Raw genomic sequence first — 14,319 nt, 5'->3', positions numbered from 1 at the left:
GAATTTCAATAAACTGCCACACGAAAACATCGCAGGTGGGGAGGGGGAGTGCGTTTTACGTCACCCAATCGTTCGCTTTCGTGGCTATCTGACTGCTGTTATGCTCGTGAGAGTTCGCTAACGTTTAGACAAAAAGAAACGCAGCCGATTGGCTGCGCATTGGTGTGGAGTACTTAGGGTTAGGATTTAGTGATAGGAGTAAGTCTGTCTTTTAGTCCGGTACTACTTTCACCATGCCCGGTAAAGGTTGCCGCTTGAATTGGTGCGGTTGTTGGTGCTTGTGTCTCTGGGCTCTTATGAGTATGTGCCGCACATGTATCTGATAAATCAGTTACTACCTGCATCAACTCACCTAGCAAGTTGAGTACGTTCTCACTTTCAGAGCCTAGCCATGTCTTAGGCGAACGGTAGTCTTGTTCGGTGCTGGCACGAACTTCTCTTAACTTACAATGCAGTTGTGCCAGTTTATCGGTAATGCTGCGAAAGTTACCAGACTGGTCAACGTGGTGATAAACACCTGGTCTTTGTTGGTATCTACTTTCACCCGCTTTGATTGCTGGCAATTTCCAACCTAAACCCAAAACCGTTCGAATAAATGGTTTATCTGGTTCACCATTAGCAAAACCAATTTCAACTATTGCACCAATCGCTGGCGGTTCCAGTCGCCCAGCTTGTTCACCAATACCTGGTACTGGCAAAGGTACTGCTTGCATGACCGGCACATCTTTACGTTCGACCAACTTACTATCGAGCAATTGAATATCTGCAGCATAGTGAGGATAGAAACGCTCCGACAAATCACCCTCTTTCGGCAGCTCTGGCAATGCAACGACTTTGGCAAGCTGAGGCAAATGCCAGTTGCCTGTTAGTTCTGGGAATAGCCGGTAGACAATACGCTTAATTGTTTTTACGTCCATGTTATGACTGTCTCCGTTCCAACATGTTCAACGGTGGCAAGCTTACGACCATTCACGATCACACCTGGCTTAAAATGTGGCGTGCAAGGAACCGTTGCCGTCTTTTGGGCTTGGTGTGGATTTAGCATGTTGGCAGGGATAGTCGCTGGCTTGTCTGCCCAGTAACTATCAGCCCAGCTTCCTACAAATATTTGTCCATTCCCTTGCTGCTGCCAGATGTAATCCGAAATACTAAAAGCCTGTGCTATCTCATCGAGTACCCGATAGCCATTACCTGTCGAATAGAAACAAGGGATAGCACTATTGGCATAAGCTCTATCAGGGACCACGAACTGCAGCCCTGTTTTTTGAGTGATATTACTAAGCAACTGAACAAGCGTTGGATGTCGCATGATGACATTCAATGGATGATAAAGTGCTGCGGCCAGTTCTCTGCAGAAGATAACAACGTAACCTGGTTTATCTGGTGAAACCCTTTCGACAAATCCAGTCAGTACACGCCTAATGTTATTACCCCAACCCAATTCGATAGCGACTTGCTGCATTGGGTTCGCTTCACCTTGTATCGTTAACTTTGCTCTACCTGGCGCATTATCAGAAAATGTCAGCCTATGTTGGCTGACTTTTCTTGGCTCACTGCCAACATAGCATTGAATGGTAAACTCTGGTGTATTCATGCCAGTGCCTTATCAATTGATTGCAGATACCCCATTACACCTGTCATTTCCACTTCGGTATCCGGTGGTGTTTCTGCAGAAGCCGTTGGTGGTGTGGTTGGTGTCTCTACCCCTGCGGCTTTTTGTTGCACTGCAGGCTTTGGCTCTTCTCTGCTTTCGGTTCGTTCAGCCACACTCATGTGTTCTACAAGTTCAAAGCTAATTAGCCACTGGCGCAACTGTGCGTCTTCTTGCGCTGTAATGGTTCCTTGAAACTTGACCTGGCTAACCTTTAGAGCATTAGCCGTTCGGTTGTCGATGCGGTAGATCATTCGAGCACCATCAAGTTTTGCGCCAGCCAGTGTATAGAGTTGGTTTAGCGTTGGGGCTTTGTCATATGGCAGAGTCCCTGTTACAGCGAGAACCTTGCCTTTGTCCCCTGTTTCGGCTTGGTCAGTGGATGCAGAATTGCCGGACATATCTTGTCCGGCTAGCTGCTGTCTTGCAGTGACCTTTAATCCCTTGAGGGGAATTCGAACTGCTGAGAGTGAAAGCATTTAAGCCACCTCTGGCGGAGTCGGTAATTCTGGAACATCTATTTCAGACAGTATCCATTCTGATGCTGTTGGGAAGTTCGTAAACGGGAAGCCGCTATCTGTTGGCCACTCGCAACATTTTTGAATAAATAGATCCAACTCAAGCAGCTCTTTATCATTTAACTTAAAATCATTCTTTCGATAAGATGGTAATTGCATTTTTATTGTCTGATTCAATACAGAATCACGAATATTTCGCCCTAGAACTTCATATTGTTCAACTGTGATTTTGGGTTTACTAAAAAACACTTTCCCAGCTTCAACTTTGAGATGAAATCCCTCAGACAATTTACTAAGAACCAGAGATTCATCCTCTACTAAAACAGCAGTATCGGGTATTTCATTTACACCAGAGTGCAATACTTGACCATCAATACTTATATACATATTATTCTCCTAAAATCCACACGCGAATGTTAGTGTCTCGATACGCGCCATCCCCAGGCCACTTTCCCCATACAATTATTTGATTACTTGATATAGGTGTTACGGCCGTTGCATGACATCCACCACCACCGTCGCAACTCTGCGCGTTAATAATTCTATTGGGAAACGTAAAAGGTATTGTCACAGTTGTACCTGCTGCTCCATGAATAGCCTGATAACCCGTGTCAAACATCAACAATATTTTACCATCAGGCAAGTTGAACCATGTCATTGAACCTTGAGAAGCACCGTAAGAGTTGATTTTTACTTTACCTGCTCGAGTCACACTAAATACAGATGGATGAAGTAAGTTTCCTGTATCATCAAAAGAGTCAAATGATAAGTCAGAACCAATATTATTTCCTGACTCTGCCGCACCATCTCCCAAGTAAATAGCCCAACGTTTTTTCCCTGCTTTACTCGCAATAATTCGAGGATTTCCAACTGCATCAGATTCTAGTCTTAGCTCTTCTTTTCCATTCTTAAAGTACTGCGGATGTGGATCACTATCCGCCACATGCTCAGCCAAACCACCCTTTACACGCAAATCTAATATCGAACCATCTGCCTCAATTCGTGCCAGTTTCGCCACATAATGAGGTCGGTTCTCGCTATCAGTGTAATCCACTAAATCATCAGTGGTCGCTACAATTTGGAACAGGTTTTCATGCTTGGAAAGTGCGGTGCCATCACGGTAAACATCGACCCACAAAGTTGTTGGCTTGCTATCGACCGTTTGTACTGTTGAAAGTGCGTTTTGAATGCGCAGACCACCAACATAAGCGACACCTGGTGCAATCAAATATTTGGTTTGGTCAATCTCATGGCGTGTTACGTCAAAGCCATCAACGAAGGCGGTATGACCATAATTATCTAAGCAAGATAAACGGTGGTCTTCGTCCATTCCTTTCAATCGGGCTTGGTAGTCAATTTGCCAAGTTGCCGCATCAATTGTCACATTCGCCGCGGCTGCAGCTCCATCGAACTGCATTAGCATCGACTTAGTTAACGCCATGCCTGTTTCTTTGGTTTCGGTTGCCTTATAAACCACCATACCGCAGCTATTTGGCACGTTCTTGTCACGCAGGAACATAGCGTTAAATGTGAATGGTTCTGTACTACCTGGTATCACCACGGAATAAACAACCGCATTACTGCCGGATTTACCGATTTGGTCTACATCTTGTTGAAACACCCATTGTTCTAATGGTGGCAGTGACACAGTTCGGTCAATCGGTTGAGACAAATCAAGATCAGGAATCATCGCAAAAATGATTTCATTGAGATCAGTAGGCTGCTTCAACGAAACCTTGTTTTGCAGGTACTGTTCAAACTCTAATGGGATAGCCGTTTGGCTCATGGTTAACGCTCCCTTTTACTTTTGTCAGTTCAGGCGCGTCATTGACGCGGTGAAAATCTGTTGATTGTGTTCGATGCGTTTTTCTCGCACCGCCACGGTGGATTCATCGTTGGCTTTTGCAGCATGAAGGTTGAAACGGTGACCAAACGCTGTAGCAATCATTTTCATCGTTACCGGATAGGTCACATTGAACTGGTAGCGACGACACGTTCGACCGTATTGGCGAATCATGGCATTCATTAGCCAGTTCTTTTGTGCCAAGTCGCTGTCAGCGGTTTCAATGGTGACAACGTCCCATTGTTCTTGGTCTTCACGTTCATGGATTTCTACCCAGTCGACGCCCAACTTACCAAACATGTTTTTAAAGCCGGCTGTCTCACCGCCATGACGGGCAAACGAATAAGCGTTGGCGACACGAATACGAAAAATCATTTCGTCTTCACGTTCTAACGGCTCGATGTCTCGTTCCCAAGCCATCAGGCGAACAATGCCAATTGGCGCAGTTAGTGGGTCATGCTTTTTGAGTGGCATTCGCAATGCTTCGTCCACTCTTAACCAGTAGTTACGCAGTGCGTTGGCAAACTTTGCCAGCTCATCTCTTCCCATCCAGTACTTGAATTTAATTGGTGGTAGTTGCATAGCTACTCCTGCATGTTTATCGTCAGCGTAGACAGGCGAGGAATTTTCAAACTGCTAACAATGTCTTCTTGTTCGAACTGCAATGACTCGATGCCCTCAAGCAAGGCATGTAGCTCACCTTCTAGGCGTGAAAAGCTAAAGCGACCAATTGGATTCGTCGGCGTAACTTCATAATCACTGTTTTCACGAAATGCCGCTCTCACTACATTTTCGATGTCCGCTTTTAACGTCACACGCTCTTGCTCTGTTAGCTTCGCTTTCGGCCAGACTTTGACACTGATAGCGTGTTGGGTTTCTGGCATCGCTTTCACCAACAAATCATCACCATGACCATGCAAGCCACTGGTTGTCACTTCGTGGTTTAAATCGTCGATCAGCTCTTGTGATGGATTGCCGGTGTCTAACAAGATCAGTGCGTTTGCAGTACCTGGTCCACGTGGGGCGTTATGCTCAAAATAGATGTTGTCGTCTTGGATACCTGCTTTCTTCATCAGTAATGAACGGTAAGCCGCATCAATGTGCCATTTAGCAACCGCACTCCACTGGTTACGCACACGCAAGCGAAGTTCGTCTTCGTCTTCATCGTCTGCGCCAGCTTCTATCAACCATTCATCTTCATTGGTTGCAGCGGCAATACCCGAAATAGCAACGGGGATCACATGGTAGTAACCACCGCCCAAGTTATAAGCTGCACCTTCGTGTTCAGCTTCGACAGTTGCTGAAACAGTGGTTTCGTTCTCTGGCATCGTCGTGTCTTCGAGCACTTTCACTCGATAAATGGTGCCGTTAATCGGTTCAGTTTGAACCCACGTGTCTTTAGGGATAATGAGTGCCGGACCTTGCAAAGCAGCACGTTGAAAAACAATGGTACCTTTCGCCTTGGTTTTAGCTTTTGGCTCGATATCCACTTCCCAAGCCTTGAGTTTCAATGACTCACCGAACGCAGTGGCTAGAAACGTATTAGGTAGCACGTATTTGACTAACAGGTTTTCAATCAGCCAAACAGTTGAGACGATCACGCTTGCTCTATCATTCGCCAGAAAGGAGAAAAGCGGCTGTCGTTATTAATCACGCTACCTGCCTTTTCCATCTCTTCTTTGAGCACCTTGCGCCAGCTCTCTGAATCAGTTGGTATGCCTGACTCTTTTAGGATTTCTTCATAATCTGGCTGTGGAATATTTGCCATTAGCTTTCAACCTCTATTTCGATGTCGCCAAAGTCACGTGTTGTTGCGAAAATCCAGATTTTGCCTAGTTCTGGCTCTTCCATTCGAACGGTACCTGGTACCAATCGAACCTCTTCTTCAACCAAGAGCTCTATTTGCTTTTTAATGTCACTGCGACCATCACGAGACTTTTCACCAATCAAAGCCACCGCTAAACCGCTTTCGATAATGGCGTGTTTAATGTCTTGGGCGATCACGGCTCTGTCTTGAATCATCACTGGATTTCGACCAGCATCTAAAACGACATCACCGTTTTCTATGAGCAAATCTTGGTACAGGTAGTCTTTACTCATGGCGCAGCCATCTCTAGTTCATTAGCCATGTCTTGTGGGCTATTCATGTACGTTGGATAAATGTTTACGCCGCCGTAATTCGTCGAACGTCCTTGGTTGTAAGTCGACATCTGACGAGCAACGCCACCTTGTTGAACTCTCGCTTTTGGCGTGGCTTGCTGAACTGCACCAATGGTTTTACCTGGTGCTTCATCATCACCGAAACCTGGTATCCAACTGATCACGCTGTCAAAGCCTTCACCAATCCAGCCGAACAAGTTTTCAAACACGGCTTTCACTTCGTCAACAATGGCAAATAGACCATCAAAGCCCGATAAGTCAGTAAAGCCACTTGTCACCCATTTCCAACCACCATAGATAGCGGCAAACAAAGCTCGAATAGGTGCAGTGATTGCGGTTAAAACTTGGAACCATGTTGTGTCGCCAAAGCTAGCTTTAAGATCATCCCAGTAGTACATAAGCCCGACGACTGCAGCACCCGCCGCAACACACGCCCCCACGATTAGAATGATTGGGTTGGCAGCAATAACAGCATTGACCGCAAACATAACTACCTTTAACAACCCAAGCGTTTTTGACACACCACTTACGGCAAACATAAATGTTTTCAGAATTCCGCCACCAAGAAGTGAAACTGTCACGCCAAGCATCTGGAATGCTCCCGTCAACATGGTGATCACACCACCTGCAGCGACTAGACCAAAGAAAGCAACCGTTGCATAACCAATGTATCGAGTAATATTGGGGAACAATTTGGTCCACTCGACAAGCTGCATTGCGCCATCTGCCAAACCTTGAACCATTGGCAACAAGGACGGCAGCAAAGCAGTACCAATCGCTGCTCTAATTGCATAAATTCCCTGCTCCATTCGTTCCCATTGGTCGGTCATTGCGCCTGCCATCTGTTCAGCAGCGTCGAGTCCTTTCACCTGACCTAATTGCTCTATTGAACCGGCTAAACCATCGGTGTTTTGCATCAGCAATTGGATCATTGCTGTGGCTTCTTGCGAACCAAACGCTTTTGACAGTTCCGCAGCTTCCGCAACTGAAATTGTTTCCCCATATCGTTGCTTCAACTTTCCTAGAATGTCGACGATTGGAAGCAACTGACCCTGTGAGTCAGTAAACGACATATTGAGAGTGTCTTGTGCTTTGGCTGCACCAGCTAAGAACGCTCGATACTTGGTACCTGCTTCACTACCACTCATGGTCGATTGAAGAGTGCCAAGAATAGCCATTTGCTCGGTCATCCCAACACCAACAGATGTCGCTGCAGCACCTACCGAAGTAAATGCAGATGACATTTCCGAACCTGTGGTTTTGAAGATTTGAACCGCTTTAGCAGTTTGACCACCAAGCATATTTACCCAATTGGCTTTACCCATATCGTTAGCGGTGTTCTGGAATATTCCATACATGGTGCCAACGTAATTGGTGATGGTTGCTGTATCGGCTTTCGTGGCAGCGGCCAACACACCAGAGGCGCGAGTAAACTCGGACAACTCATTGCCAGCCAACCCAGCAATTGCAGATTGAATATCATAGGAAGCGGCGACAAAGTCAGAGGCCGACTTGCCATATTCAACAGAGAACTGTAGTGCAGTTTCCGCCAAGTTCTTTAACTGAGCATCAGCAACACCCAGTGATTTGACTTCACCTAGTGCTCTGTCCATCTCAATCGCTGGCATTAGAGCTTGTTGCAAAGCAATACCAGCACCAGCTACGCCAGCCGCACCCGACACCATAGTGTGAGTACCGTCTCGGTAGGAAGAAGCCATACTACTAAACTGACGCTGAATATTGCCCAGCGGTTTACTAATTTGGTCTATCAATCCAACTGTGAATCGTAGTGGTTCTGGTAAAGACATTCGTTATCCTGCAAAAGCTTTCGCTGTTCCGTTCGCATTAGAAATCGCGGTGTTATCCCAGTGTTGTTTCTCTAACCAAACCGCTTGAGCCAAGCTCATTTCTGTATCAGGTTCGTGGGGCAACCATTTCCTTCGTAATGCGTACATCTGGAGTAAGTCGCTTGATTCAAGCGACTTAACCAGCTCTTCTATTTTTTTACTGAGATCGCCACCTTCGGTGCATACTCACCAACTAACGTCCCTGCAACCTGAATCATTGCGCCAGCGTTGTCTTCATCAAGCTTGCGTAATGTTTCTTTCTCTTCATCGCCTTGCGCTGACTGCATAACAAAGTTGTGTGCCGAATCGGTCATGTCACCACGTGCCATCGCACCGACATACTCACCGTAAAGCTCTGGAGTTGGTGCAAACTGAATATCCGAACCTGCAATAGTTAGAACGATAGTTTTCTTGCTCATGTGATTTTCTCTCTATCTAATTTCGTTTCTAGACGGTCGAACCGTCCGTTAATGGATTCTTTAAGGTCGTCCACGGCTTCCCTAAGCTCGTGTTTCGTTGCGTATTTTTCCGCGTTATCCGCTCTCATCCTTTCGATAGCAATTTCATTTTGATGAGTGCGCTGCATTAGGCTGTTTGCTGTGCTATTGGATTTCTCTGCACGTGTGTACACAAAGCCAATCAGAGTCAGTAGAAAAGCAGCCACTGCCAACCACACGCGCAAATCTTCCATTTAGCCTCCTTGCGTAACGGCTTGCTTTAAGCTCCCGATAAACCCTGCAGGTTTAGTCCCTTGAGCGACTTGCTTGTCTTGGCTTCGTTTATGGATGCTGATACCCAACACGGCTAGAGCAACGCTAAACAAAGGAGTAAGAGCCACAACACTATTCACAACGCTGGCTGCTTGCTCTGGGTGGAAAACCAGCGCAAAAGCCAAGCCGAAGAACAGCAGGGACCAAGCCAAACACATCGCATAACCAAACGTTGGTCGCCAACGTCGAACATAGGCGTCATTGCTGGCTAACTCTGCTTGCTGGGTGGCGGCTTGAGTGGTAATCGCCAACTTGCGTTCTTCGCTTTCAATCTTTGAGTGACTCAAAGCCAGCTCTTGCAGTTTGATACGTTCATCACTTTCAAGCTGTTTGAGCTTTAGCAGCGCGTCAGGATTGTTTCGCAACTCTTGTTCGATAGCTTCTGGCGTATTTTCTACGCCTAGAGTACTCGCAACCATCGCACCTACGGCACCACCTGCAGGGCCACCGATCACAGTGCCAATCATTGGCGCGGCTGTGGCAATTAATGATTTAACGCTTTCCCACATGGCTCAGTCCTTTACGATGGTTAAAACAGCCGGTTGACCATCAAGCTCGTGCATCAATGCTTCAAATGCTGCTTTTGAATTAACCACGGCCCATTCATTCCCAACAAAACCAAAATCAACACCTGGTGCTAAACAGCCTTGAAGTTGGCTTGGTGTGTTCGCTTTATGGATCAGAATGTGAGTTCTTAAACTCGGACCCTGACGAGTTACACCCAGTTCGCTAGCTTCTAGCGCATAGCAATCACCAAACTTAGGCGATTTATGTGGCAGAATTTGGTAAGAACCCTCTGGGACACACGATTTACCAGGCAGGTTATTTCGCCAACTACGTTCAGCAATCACACACACTTGGCTTCCGTCTTCACGGTGAAGTGTTCCAAATGTGCCGTCTTGAAAATAACGGCGTTTCAATACAAATCGTTTCAACGTTTTGCCCTCTTCTCTAGAAGTTCTTGGCAAGCTACACAGGTGCAGCAGTGAGGCAGATACTTTCGGCGTGCGGCTGGGATTTCCTCACCGCATTCAACGCAATGCGTTTCGCCGTTCGGGTGCTGCGCTTTCGCTTTGGCACTGGCTGCCAATTGCTTGGCCAGTGCCATTTCCGTTTGTTTGGTTTCGATACCGCTTGCATGATCAAATAAGTCCGGCATCTACCACCTACCCAATAATGTCGGCGGTTTCTTCTGGTCGTAGATACGGCACGCCATTGATGTTGATAAAATCAGGATCTGTCACATCAAACGGAATCTTATGAACTAGCGCACTACCACCGTTGCTATCTGCATCAATCAGATCAGAGATTTTCAACTTAATGCCAAACATCTCTACTTTGAGTTCGTCACGCTCCGTTTTGCCGTAGCCCATAGCATCGAACGTAGGTAAACCACGGAATGAACCTGCGCCAGCGGCAGCTTTCATCAGCAAGTTAAATTGACTAGTGATCAGCTCTAATTCGCCAGATGCTTCGACATCACCTTCTACAAAGCCATCAGGAACGCCATTGGTTTTGGTCACCGCACTATTGTCAGTGATAGAAACTGTCCATTTCTGCGCACTAATCTTGAGGTCATTTAAAGTGAATTTGAGATTCTTACCGGAAATGCGCATATTTATGCCTCCTGATCAGCTGGGTTAGACAGGTCTAGCGCAACATTGACGACAATGTGCTTAGGGCAGTTATGCGGCTGCACCATTAAACCGATCACCACTTTTGATTTAGTCATCCATTGGATAGTCACATCACCATCACGTGGCGGCATGATTTCACCTGGGAATTGAATATCACCAAGTTGAATACCTTTACTCATTTGGCGCATGTCTTTTGAGAAATACTGCTTATTGAGCTCGATAGACTCTGGTGTAGAGTTGAGGATTTTGTCACCAATACGACGAATCGCTTTCACGCGAACACGGCGATTAAGTTTGTGCACCGGACGTACATACTCTAGGTACTGATAGTCACCACCTTTAGCTTCGAGCGTAGTCGCATCAGTCCAATAAATACCTTCGTAGTCGGCATACCATTGCGGCACTGAGTAACGAGCGATTGCAAGTGCTTCAATGGTCGACATTTCGAGTTCTTTGCCAGCACTGTCTACAGGTGCATCACCCAAGCCCAACACATTGCCTGTTGCAACACGCATAGGTGTGTCTGCTACCGTAACACTGCGATCACACAGGCGACCAGCGAGTACACCGATGTTATTACCGTGAAGCTGTGGCACTGGTACCACCATATTCGCAGCAACATCTTTCACTAGTGCAAGCATTGCCGTTTCGTATTCAGACCATGTTTGAGTGTCTGAATCGATACCAGGTACTGCAGCCAAGATGAACACCCAACGACCTAGTTTGCTCACTAGCTCATTGTGTTTTGCCATCATGTCATCAAAAGCGGCTTTATCCGTGGTCTTGTCGACCAGAACAATACCTTCGAACGAATCCGTTTTATTGGCTTCATCTACTGCGCCCGTCCAAAGTTCTGGAGCGGTTAAGCCATAGATAGCAGCAGTCCAGTTTTGCTTACCGTTAAGTTGAGCGGCGATCACATTCGCCCCCAACTCATCTTCTGCGACAACACCTGATAGGTCAGTCATTGCAGAAACACGAGTGACTTTGCCTTGCAGTTCTGCTTTTGACGTAATGCCAATGAAAAGCAGATGGCGTTCAATTTCGGGGATATCGCCTTGCCCCAAGTTCAAGTTATTGACTTCTACCTTTCCGGTTGCCATCAGTTCTATCCTCTTTTCGCCTAGCGGTGCTTGGCTTTTTCGATGTTGCGTAACAGTCGTTTGGTGACCAGTTCTTTTCGGGTTCCAAGCAACTCACGTTCTGGTGTTTCTATCGTCCAGCTCTGTTTCCCTTTCGGACTACCTGAACGCATCATGCGGATAATTAGCCCTGCTTGACCTAACGTCAGTCGCTTTTGAATATTGCGTTTACTCAGGCGATTAAATCCGCCATCTTTTCGCCTGATTTTGTAACCTAAACGGCGCAGTGCATGGGCTTGTTCATCAGTGGCTTGCGCTTCATAATCAGGTTGTCCAAACCTTTTGTTCTGGCTTTTTATGTGCTGCCTGGCGGTGACCGTCTCTGTCATACCTTGTTGATGAACAGCGGCTTTTTTTGCCTGAATCCGGCTTTTCCACGTTAAGTCGAGATCCTTTGCTCCGTTCTTAACGTAGGGTTCCATCCCGTTGGCGAAGCTCGTTAGTACTGCACCTTCGCCTTTCTTTCGCTTGTCATACGCTTTGTTTTTAGTGTCTTTCTGACGCTTAATGCGGCTTCGGGTATTGCGTATTTCCCAGCGACCTAAATCTTTTAGAATCCAAAATCGTTTCTTTGGTGGCAGCATCAACGCTTCAAGTGCTTTTCTGGCACTGACTGCATCATTGGCGTTAAGCGTTATCGTTGGCTGCATTCGTGATTTCGCCTTCTTCCGCTATCCAGATTTCTACTGGATTCACTCGATAAGTTTGGCTATTCCAAAGCACTAACCCTTTCGGGTCTGGTATCAACTCGATGGGTTCTTCAAAGGCAATTTTTATTAATACATCTGCGCTTTCTTCGTTGTTTACATCGATCTCGATATCAGGATTACCAAGCTCTTCGTTCTCGTCCCTTTCAGGGTCAAATTCAGAAATCCAACAAGCCACCAAAGCGAACAATGTATTTGGGTCTAATTTGTTATGAGGGAAGTTCTCGATCAGTATCCCTGCTTGGTAAAACCAGTTAGCAATTCGATAGCCGCCATTGCCTCTGTCTTCACCATTTACAATCAACTCACCGCCAGCTTGGGTTGCATGAATTTTTTTCGCATGGACATTGCCTTTAAGTTGCTGACATAGGTATTTGTGTAAGGCTTGTAATTTGGTTTGCATCAGATCAAATCCACCTTGTTGACACTTCTACCAAGCAACAAACTAATGTCCCGTTTTGCTTGAGTTCTAAATCGGTCAGCCTGTTTGAAATCGTCTTCGGCTGTATTTTCTGCCGCTTCTCTTCGGTCTTGAGTTGCGAACTCTGGCAATAAGTCAGCATGAGCGGTTCCATACACGGCACGCTTATAAACGGATGCTTTCAGCGTATCGAGTGCAGGTGCTTCACCATCAATCAACAATTCATCCAGTTCACCCTGCACGTACAAGCTAGCGGCTTGAAGTGCAGTAATAATTGAGCTTTCATCGAACAGTGAAGGAATACGTCTCATCTGGCGAAACTCACTGGTTTTCAGCACAGGCCAGCCACCGGACTCGATGTCCGTATTTGCATTTTCTTCGACGTATCCACCAAAGCTCATCGTTCAACACTCGCCATTTGATGAAGAGCGTACGTAACTACCGATGCAATCAGTGCAGCTATTAACCAGACTGCTCCCGTAATCCAATAACCAAAATAGATAAACGTGCAGCCAATCAGTGTCACGAGTGTTGATTGCAATTTGCTCTGCCAAGGCTTTAACCCAGATGTTCTAATCCGTTCCGCAAAGTCATTTAACTTCTTGTCATCAAAGAGTACGAAGAACATGCAAATCAGTAAGGCTGCATTGAGCCAAGCGGCTACCAACATCAGATTGACCACACCTTCACTGACATAACCCAACTGGTGACTAACTAATGCCACTATCACTAGCATCAAAGTAACTATCCATTTAACTAAGTTCTTCATGATCAATCCTTACGATTCTTCAAAATAGGGGCGCTCTAGCCACTGGGTCGACGGTTTACAATGAACCTTTGCGGTTATTGCAACCTCGCCAGCCGAGCGCGGTGGCGTAGGAGTCTTTGAGTTACAGATTTTTGCCTTCTTGTAAGGCGTTAATCCGACTCTTAATTTTTTTAATGTGCGTTTTCACCTGGGCTTTTTCGCTTTTGTCGTCAGCGTGCTCAAGCAGCACTAAAGCTTTTTGCAGTGTTTCAACGCAGCCCACCGAAGAAGCGAGTGGGTGACCTTCTTCATTTCGAATCAGGTGCAGACCAGCAAACTTGAACCATTTGGCATGAACCTCTTCATGCAAACGCCACTCTTTTTCGACCTTCTCGAATACCTGGCTAAAGTACGGTTCTACACTGCGACCTTCTACAGACTCTTTCTCTGCCCACTGCAGAACAAAATCAGCACAGACAGTTCCCCAGTCTTTTCGACGCCAGCCCTCAGGAAGAGGCAAGCCCAAATCGATAGCTTTGAAACACCAGTCGATTGCCAATTCAAGTTCTTGAATATCGAACAACCACACGATCATGTCGCTGAAAATAGGGTTCGAATAAACGTCACCATCTTCTAGGTATTTTTCGATATACGGCTTGTACTTAGGCACTAATACAGAGCGTTTATGTTCCACTCGATCAGCAATGGCGTTAAAACCTTTTAAGTACTTGCGGTCTTCTTCGAACTCGATGAGCTTTAAATGAAGGCTATCGGTGTTTACCACTTCAACATTCATTGGCTCTTGTTCGGCTTTCATATGCGCCAACTTATGGCGCATTGCTGGGGATAAGTTCATAGCTATCGATTACCTTCCG

At 46.2% G+C, this 14,319-nt stretch carries 20 protein-coding genes and 2 pseudogenes; all 22 read right to left on the bottom strand.

All coding sequences use genetic code 11. The features are described 5' to 3' along the window. Positions 1–179: 179 nt before the first annotated feature. The 22 genes and pseudogenes from BLO31_RS16755 to gpM all read right to left on the bottom strand — a co-directional run bounded on the left by BLO31_RS16755 (position 180) and on the right by gpM (position 14,300). Positions 180–917, bottom strand: a complete 738-nt coding sequence (locus BLO31_RS16755) for a hypothetical protein (RefSeq protein ID WP_070969281.1) — start codon at positions 915–917, stop codon at positions 180–182. Next, positions 908–1,594: a hypothetical protein gene (locus BLO31_RS16750; protein WP_070969278.1), complete on the bottom strand. Its 687-nt coding sequence runs from the start codon at positions 1,592–1,594 to the stop codon at positions 908–910. Before BLO31_RS16750 ends, BLO31_RS16755 begins: the two co-directional genes overlap by 10 nt. Next, positions 1,591–2,130 (bottom strand): baseplate complex protein, encoded by a 540-nt coding sequence (locus BLO31_RS16745; protein WP_070969274.1) that lies wholly within the window; start codon positions 2,128–2,130, stop codon positions 1,591–1,593. The genes BLO31_RS16750 and BLO31_RS16745 overlap by 4 nt, the downstream gene beginning before the upstream one ends. Further along, positions 2,131–2,556, bottom strand: coding sequence for a hypothetical protein (locus BLO31_RS16740; RefSeq protein WP_070969270.1), 426 nt, complete (start codon positions 2,554–2,556; stop codon positions 2,131–2,133). 574 nt (positions 2,557–3,130) lie between these two features. After that, positions 3,131–3,955 (bottom strand): annotated as a pseudogene (locus BLO31_RS25240) (phage tail-collar fiber domain-containing protein); the annotation flags it as partial. Positions 3,956–3,979: 24 nt separating this feature from the next. Next, complete coding sequence (locus BLO31_RS16730) at positions 3,980–4,594, bottom strand: phage tail protein (protein ID WP_070969265.1); 615 nt, start codon at positions 4,592–4,594, stop codon at positions 3,980–3,982. A 2-nt stretch (positions 4,595–4,596) separates the two neighbouring features. Then, positions 4,597–5,780 (bottom strand): annotated as a pseudogene (locus tag BLO31_RS16725) (baseplate J/gp47 family protein). Continuing rightward, positions 5,780–6,112, bottom strand: coding sequence for a DUF2590 family protein (locus BLO31_RS16720; protein WP_031844067.1), 333 nt, complete (start codon positions 6,110–6,112; stop codon positions 5,780–5,782). The pseudogene BLO31_RS16725 and the gene BLO31_RS16720 overlap by 1 nt, the downstream one beginning before the upstream one ends. Continuing rightward, entirely contained in the window at positions 6,109–7,980 is a 1,872-nt protein-coding gene (locus tag BLO31_RS16715; RefSeq protein WP_070969261.1) for a phage tail tape measure protein, read from the bottom strand. The genes BLO31_RS16720 and BLO31_RS16715 overlap by 4 nt, the downstream gene beginning before the upstream one ends. A 3-nt stretch (positions 7,981–7,983) precedes the next feature. Then, positions 7,984–8,127 carry a DUF6890 family protein gene (locus tag BLO31_RS23905; protein WP_175443241.1) on the bottom strand — a complete coding sequence of 48 codons (144 nt, stop codon included), beginning with the start codon at positions 8,125–8,127 and terminating at the stop codon, positions 7,984–7,986. Between the two features lie 41 nt (positions 8,128–8,168). After that, positions 8,169–8,438, bottom strand: a complete 270-nt coding sequence (locus tag BLO31_RS16710) for a putative phage tail assembly chaperone (protein ID WP_031844065.1) — start codon at positions 8,436–8,438, stop codon at positions 8,169–8,171. After that, positions 8,435–8,710: a hypothetical protein gene (locus BLO31_RS16705; RefSeq protein WP_031844064.1), complete on the bottom strand. Its 276-nt coding sequence runs from the start codon at positions 8,708–8,710 to the stop codon at positions 8,435–8,437. The genes BLO31_RS16710 and BLO31_RS16705 overlap by 4 nt, the downstream gene beginning before the upstream one ends. Continuing rightward, a complete protein-coding gene (locus BLO31_RS16700; RefSeq protein ID WP_070969258.1) occupies positions 8,711–9,298 on the bottom strand; it encodes a 3TM-type holin in 588 nt (195 codons plus the stop codon). Between the two features lie 3 nt (positions 9,299–9,301). Further along, positions 9,302–9,724 (bottom strand): DUF5675 family protein, encoded by a 423-nt coding sequence (locus tag BLO31_RS16695; protein WP_031844062.1) that lies wholly within the window; start codon positions 9,722–9,724, stop codon positions 9,302–9,304. Next, the gene (locus BLO31_RS16690; RefSeq protein WP_070969254.1) at positions 9,721–9,948 is read right to left on the bottom strand and encodes a TraR/DksA C4-type zinc finger protein; all 228 of its coding nucleotides are present in this window, start codon (positions 9,946–9,948) and stop codon (positions 9,721–9,723) included. Before BLO31_RS16690 ends, BLO31_RS16695 begins: the two co-directional genes overlap by 4 nt. Before the next feature lie 7 nt (positions 9,949–9,955). After that, positions 9,956–10,411, bottom strand: a complete 456-nt coding sequence (locus tag BLO31_RS16685; protein WP_070969251.1) for a phage protein — start codon at positions 10,409–10,411, stop codon at positions 9,956–9,958. Beyond that, positions 10,408–11,529, bottom strand: a complete 1,122-nt coding sequence (locus tag BLO31_RS16680) for a DUF2586 domain-containing protein (RefSeq protein WP_070969246.1) — start codon at positions 11,527–11,529, stop codon at positions 10,408–10,410. Before BLO31_RS16680 ends, BLO31_RS16685 begins: the two co-directional genes overlap by 4 nt. Positions 11,530–11,549: 20 nt before the next feature. Beyond that, positions 11,550–12,218, bottom strand: coding sequence for a hypothetical protein (locus BLO31_RS16675; RefSeq protein WP_031844058.1), 669 nt, complete (start codon positions 12,216–12,218; stop codon positions 11,550–11,552). Next, the gene (locus BLO31_RS16670) at positions 12,196–12,678 is read right to left on the bottom strand and encodes a phage tail protein (protein ID WP_070969243.1); all 483 of its coding nucleotides are present in this window, start codon (positions 12,676–12,678) and stop codon (positions 12,196–12,198) included. Before BLO31_RS16670 ends, BLO31_RS16675 begins: the two co-directional genes overlap by 23 nt. Next, the gene (locus tag BLO31_RS16665) at positions 12,678–13,097 is read right to left on the bottom strand and encodes a head completion/stabilization protein (RefSeq protein WP_070969238.1); all 420 of its coding nucleotides are present in this window, start codon (positions 13,095–13,097) and stop codon (positions 12,678–12,680) included. The genes BLO31_RS16670 and BLO31_RS16665 overlap by 1 nt, the downstream gene beginning before the upstream one ends. Beyond that, on the bottom strand, positions 13,094–13,465 hold the full coding sequence (locus tag BLO31_RS16660; protein WP_070969234.1) for a hypothetical protein: 372 nt from the start codon (positions 13,463–13,465) through the stop codon (positions 13,094–13,096). Before BLO31_RS16660 ends, BLO31_RS16665 begins: the two co-directional genes overlap by 4 nt. A gap of 121 nt (positions 13,466–13,586) precedes the next feature. Then, positions 13,587–14,300, bottom strand: a complete 714-nt coding sequence (gpM, locus tag BLO31_RS16655) for a phage terminase small subunit (RefSeq protein WP_070969230.1) — start codon at positions 14,298–14,300, stop codon at positions 13,587–13,589. Between the last annotated feature and the right edge of the window lie 19 nt (positions 14,301–14,319).

The sequence above is a fragment of the Vibrio sonorensis genome (assembly GCF_001854765.1).
Taxonomy (GTDB): Bacteria; Pseudomonadota; Gammaproteobacteria; order Enterobacterales; family Vibrionaceae; genus Vibrio; species Vibrio sonorensis.
The sequence above is the reverse complement of the archived record's forward strand: the minus strand, read 5'-3'. Positions and strand labels throughout refer to the sequence as shown.